4 protein-coding genes are annotated in these 3,457 nt (G+C 71.4%); 3 read left to right on the top strand and 1 reads right to left on the bottom strand.

What is annotated here, in order from left to right; translation table 11 throughout:
- Positions 1-244, top strand: a 244-nt coding sequence (locus tag ACLU3S_RS36355) for an adenosylhomocysteinase (RefSeq protein WP_413956247.1), incomplete at its 5' end; no start/stop codon positions are given.
- 160 nt (positions 245-404) lie between these two features.
- Positions 405-1,019 carry a hypothetical protein gene (locus ACLU3S_RS36350; protein WP_413956246.1) on the top strand — a complete coding sequence of 205 codons (615 nt, stop codon included), beginning with the start codon at positions 405-407 and terminating at the stop codon, positions 1,017-1,019.
- A 107-nt stretch (positions 1,020-1,126) separates the two neighbouring features.
- On the opposite strand, the gene ACLU3S_RS36345 is transcribed toward ACLU3S_RS36350, so the two are convergent.
- Complete coding sequence (locus ACLU3S_RS36345; protein WP_413956245.1) at positions 1,127-2,089, bottom strand: RDD family protein; 963 nt, start codon at positions 2,087-2,089, stop codon at positions 1,127-1,129.
- Between the two features lie 144 nt (positions 2,090-2,233).
- On the opposite strand from ACLU3S_RS36345, the gene ACLU3S_RS36340 reads away from it, so the two are divergent.
- Positions 2,234-3,241 carry a stage II sporulation protein M gene (locus ACLU3S_RS36340; RefSeq protein ID WP_413956244.1) on the top strand — a complete coding sequence of 336 codons (1,008 nt, stop codon included), beginning with the start codon at positions 2,234-2,236 and terminating at the stop codon, positions 3,239-3,241.
- The last annotated feature ends 216 nt before the right edge of the window (positions 3,242-3,457 follow it).

Raw genomic sequence — 3,457 nt, 5'->3', positions numbered from 1 at the left:
CCACCCGTCGTTCGTGATGTCCAACAGCTTCGCGAACCAGACGATCGCCCAGATCGAACTGTTCACCAAGACCGACGAGTACCCGATCGGCGTCTACGTGCTGCCCAAGCACCTGGACGAGAAGGTCGCACGGCTCCACCTGGACGCGCTCGGAGTCAAGCTCACCAAGCTGCGCCCGGAGCAGGCCGCGTACATCGGTGTCGAGGTGGACGGCCCGTACAAGCCGGACCACTACCGCTACTGAGCCGTTTCCCGCAGTTCCTTCGAGGCAGGCCCCCGCACCCCCGTGCCGGGGGCCTGCCCCTTTGGCCGGTCCGGGCGACTCAGCACCCTGGTCCGGCCCCCTCACGCCCCCCGGATCGGGGCGCCGACGCGATCCGACCCCATCACGACCCAGGACCCCCATGCCCCGCGGCCGCTATTCGCTCCACGATCCGCACGATCACACCCCCCTCGGAGAAGAGCACTTCCAGTGCGCCCCCGGCCCGTCCGGCTGGCGCTACGTCTCCCAAGTGACGACCCCCGCGGGCGACCCCCGCGGCTCGGTCGACCTCGCTCTGGACGACCTCGGCCGCCCCATCCGCCTCGAACTCCACGCGGGAGGCTGGCAGGTGCGCGGCGCCGCCCTCGACGGCGTCACCTGGGTCCGCACGGACCCCACCGGCACCGATGCCACCGAAGGCAATGTGCGCGCCCACGCCTTCACCGGCATGTCCCCCGCGTTCCTCGTCGCCACCGCTCGTCTGCTGCGCCTCACCCCCTCGTCCGCCGCGACCCGCGTACGTCTCGTGGCCTTCACGGACCCCGTCCTCGCCCCCCGCACCGTGGACCAGTCCTGGGCCCTGGTGAACAGCGAAGCACACGCCACTGACAACGCCCCGCTGATCGTGGACGAATACCAGGTCACAGCGCTGGACACCGGCGAGCGGCACACCGTCCACATCGCCGGAGACGTCGTTTTGGCCGCGCCCGGGATCGAGTTGGAGGACCTTCAGTCGCCGCCGTCCGCGTTCGGCTGAGCGAAGCGGCGGCGACCGAGGCGAGCCAGGGGCCGCCGAGCGCCGGGCCGGCGGGACGCCGAGGCCGGCCCGCGTCGCACCGGGTCCGGCGGTGGAGGCGCGGCTGCCTACGCCGGCGGAGCGAAGCCGGTGGCCGGACGGTCGGCCCGCGGCTCGTCACGGGTTGTCGCGGGCGACGGCGCGACGGGAGCCGGTGGCCGAGCCGCCGCTTCCGGCTGCCGAGCCCAGCCCTGCTGACCGCCGGGCTCGGCAGCAGGCTGCGGCCATGCCGGCGCCGCAGGCCGATCCGCACCCGGCTCCGCTCCAGGCAGGGCGAAACCAGCCGGGCCGAACGCCTGCCGGGACTCACGCGACTGCCGCTCGTGCACCACGGCGGCCAGGAAAGCGGCCGGCGGCAGTTCCTGCGGCATTGGTGCGCCCGTGTGCGTCGCGAGGTCGGCCGCGAGCCGCTGCGCCATGCCCCAGGAGACCTGCGGATCCAACTGCTGCATCCGCGTCAGGTACTGCCGCACGGCGAGCCACAGCCCGTCCGGAACAGCCGACAGATCCAGCCCGGCGAAGCGCCCCGCGAGCCCGGGCGGGGGCGGGGGAACGAGCCCGGCACGTTCCACCGGAATACGCTCGCGCACGACCAGAGTCCCCGCGAACACGTCCCCGAGCCGTCGCCCGCGCGCCGACACCAGCGAGGCGATGCAGGCCACCGTGCCAAGCGTCATCAGGATCTCGACCACACCGATCGCCCCCCGCACCAGCGCGTGCCGGAACCGGATCGGACCGCCGTCGTCCCGCACCACCCGGAGCCCGAACGCCAGCTTCCCCAGCGAACGGCCATGACTGAGCGTCTCCACCGCGATCGGCCCGCCGACGAGTACCAGCAGGAACGACGCGATCGACAGCGCCACCTGCGCGGCCTCGTCCAGAGAGGCCGTCGACAACACCAGCACCATCGTGACGCCGATGTACACGACCATGACCACGACCAGGTCGAGCAACACGGCCAACGCCCTGCTCGGCAGCTTGGCGGGCAGCAGTTCGAGCGCCACCGCCTCGCCGGTCACCAGCTCACTCACGCCCGCCCGTCCTTCCCCTGGTCCACCCGTGAACAGCAAGTCTGCCAAGCTGTGGGCGCAGCGCACCCCAGTACGACAAGCTGACAGCAACCAAGAGCATCCACCACGAGCAGTCGGTGACCAGCCGAGGAGCAGGCAGACCCGATGGACCTGGACGTCTTCGTCTCCGCACACCGAGCCGAATGGGACCGCCTCGACGCCCTGCTCAGCCGCCGGCGCCGCCTCAACGGTGCCGAGGCCGACGAACTCGTCGCCCTCTACCAGCGCACCGCCACCCACCTCTCCCTCGTTCAGTCCAGCGCCCCCGACCCGCAACTGACCGGAAGGCTCAGCCAACTCGTGGCACGCGCGCGGAGCGCCGTCACAGGCGCCCGCCGGGCCTCATGGCGTGACGTCACGCACTTCCTGGGCCAGGGCTTCCCGGCCGCCGTCTACCGGGCGCGCCACTGGTGGGTACCCGCGGCGCTCGTGTCCACCGCCGTCGCCATCCTCCTGGGCTGGTGGATCGGCACCCACCCGGACGTCCAGGCGTCCATCGCGGCCCCCAGCCAGCTGCGCGACCTGACCCGGCCCGGCGGTGAGTACGAGACCTACTACTCCAGCCACCCGGCGACCGCCTTCGCCGCCCAGGTGTGGACGAACAACGCCGAGGCCGCCGCGATGTGCCTGGTCATGGGCGTCTTCCTGGGGCTGCCCGTACTCCTGATCCTCTTCGAGAACATGCTCAACCTCGGCGTCGGCTTCGGCCTGATGTCCTCCGCCGGCCGCCTGGACACCTTCCTGGGCCTCGTCCTGCCGCACGGTCTGCTCGAGCTGACCGCCGTCTTCGTCGCCGCCGGCACGGGACTGCGTCTGGGATGGACGCTCATAGACCCCGGCCCCCGTACCCGGCGGGCCGCTCTCGCGGAAGAGGGGAGGGCCGCGGTGGGCATGGCGATCGGCCTCGCCCTGGTCCTGTTCGTGTCCGGCGCGATCGAAGGCTTCGTCACCCCGTCGGGTCTGCCCACCTGGGCCCGCATCGGCATCGGAGTGGTGGCCGAGCTGGCGTTCCTGGCCTACGTCTACGTCCTCGGCGGCCGCGCGGCGCGCGCAGGCGAGACCGGCGACCTCGAAGAGGCCGACCGCAGTTCCTCCGTGCCGACCGCCGCGTGATGTGCGCCCCAGCCCTGTGAGCTGCTAATCTCCTCTTCGCCCCGCAAGACCCGTTGACACGGGTCGCGTGGGGAGGTAGATTCAAACAGTTGCCTAGAACTGGACATGGTCCGGTGGCGACCGCTAGGCTCTACCAGCTTCCAGGAAGTCGCTACCGATATTCCGGAGAAGCATCCTCCCGATTACTCAGAAATGAGCGGCCGGTCAGACCGGCCG

This window comes from Streptomyces sp. AF1A, assembly GCF_047340315.1.
Lineage (GTDB): Bacteria > Actinomycetota > Actinomycetes > Streptomycetales > Streptomycetaceae > Streptomyces.
This window is presented reverse-complemented; position numbering and strand designations above follow the sequence as displayed.

Excerpts from the sequence above, each read along its gene's own strand:
- ACLU3S_RS36350 (WP_413956246.1), top strand. The coding sequence starts at position 405 with ATGCCCCGCGGCCGCTATTCGCTCCACGATCCGCACGATCACACCCCC.
- ACLU3S_RS36340 (WP_413956244.1), top strand. The coding sequence starts at position 2,234 with ATGGACCTGGACGTCTTCGTCTCCGCACACCGAGCCGAATGGGACCGC.